A 1,490-nucleotide genomic window follows, 5' to 3' on the forward strand; every position below is an offset into this window, starting at 1 on the left:
GCTAGAAGTGTCTTACAGATGGAGGGTCATGGAAGAGAGGAGATCATCGATGGAGTAGATATCAGCAGAACGGTTGGTTGGTTTACAACGGTTTATCCGTTTGTACTGGATGTATCGGGTTCTGGTAATGAAGCAGCACATTTAGTGGCAGTAAAAGAAGCTTTACGCCGTTTGCCTAATAAAGGAATTGGTTATGGTATTCTGACCCACTTAAGTCAGGAAAGACTTGAGAGTACACTTGTACCGGAGATTACCTTTAATTATTTGGGCGATTTTGGTGTAAATGTATCCAATGAGGAAGATTCCTTGTTTGAATATGCCTCAGAGCATATGGGATCAGATACTTCTAAAGAGAATAAAATGCATGCAATTCTGGATGTATCGGGGATGCTGGTAAAGGGGGAACTGGGTATATCGATCCGTTATTCAGGTTTGAGGTATGATGCGGCAACGATTAAAAACCTGGCGGGATCTTACAAGAAACATCTGGAGTTTTTAATCGCAGCATTGGCTAAAAGCAAAGAGCAGCATCTGACCCCATCGGATTTAACTTTCAAAGGATTGAGCGGGGCAGAGCTCTTAGAGCTTAACGCAGATAATACCCTTGAGGATGTCTATGAGTTATCCCCTCTTCAGGAAGGCATCTACTACCACTGGCTGGCAGAAGATTCCGGTTCGCTTTATTTTGAGCAGACCTCCTACAGGGTTCGTGCCAAAGTGTTGGATATAGAAAAATTAAAAGGAGCTTATGATAATTTAACAGCCAGACATGCTGTTTTGCGCAGTAGTTTTAGTACTGAATATGCAGGGAGATCTTTGCAGATTGTAAGGAAAGAAGTAGCGAGTAATTTTACTTATCAGAAACTTGACGGTTCGGCAGACCAAGATTTGCAAGTAGCGCTGATCAAGCAACAGGACAGGGAAAGAGGTTTTGATTTGGGCAGTGGTTCTCAGATGCGTTTGCAGGTTGTTGATCTGTCGCAAGGGGAGTATGAGTTTATCTGGAGTCATCATCATATCCTGATGGACGGTTGGTGTGTAAGTGTGCTTATCAATGACTTTAATGAGTTGTTGAGTGCCGCAATAAAAGGCAGTACAGCTGATCTGCCACCGGTAATGCCTTATTCCAATTATATCAATTGGTTGGAAAACATAGACAGAGAGCATTCACTGGGTTACTGGGAGGGTAGCCTTAAAGGTTATGCAGCACCGGCAGAGATTCCTTTTAAGACAAGAGCTGTAGACACTACTTATGTCGAATACAGTGAACGCCTTGACATAGGGGGAGCTGTGTTTAAGCAAGTAGACACGCTTTGTACCGCTTTAGGCATTACCCACAATACTTTTATGCAAGGTGTTTGGGGGTATTTATTGTCACGTTACAACAACACGAGTGATGTGGTGTTTGGTGCTGTGGTATCAGGTCGTCCGGCCGATTTAGCGGGTGTTGAAGATATGATCGGACTGTTTATCAATACTATTCCGGTCAG

1 protein-coding gene is annotated in these 1,490 nt (G+C 43.3%); it reads left to right on the forward strand.

What is annotated here, in order from left to right; genetic code table 11:
* Nucleotides 1–18 precede the first annotated feature (18 nt).
* On the forward strand, nucleotides 19–1,490 hold a 1,472-nt coding region (locus JO950_RS21835; protein ID WP_237732429.1), incomplete at its 3' end, for a condensation domain-containing protein.

Source organism: Flavobacterium sp. UGB4466 (assembly GCF_903469665.1).
Classification (GTDB): domain Bacteria; phylum Bacteroidota; class Bacteroidia; order Flavobacteriales; family Flavobacteriaceae; genus Flavobacterium; species Flavobacterium lipolyticum.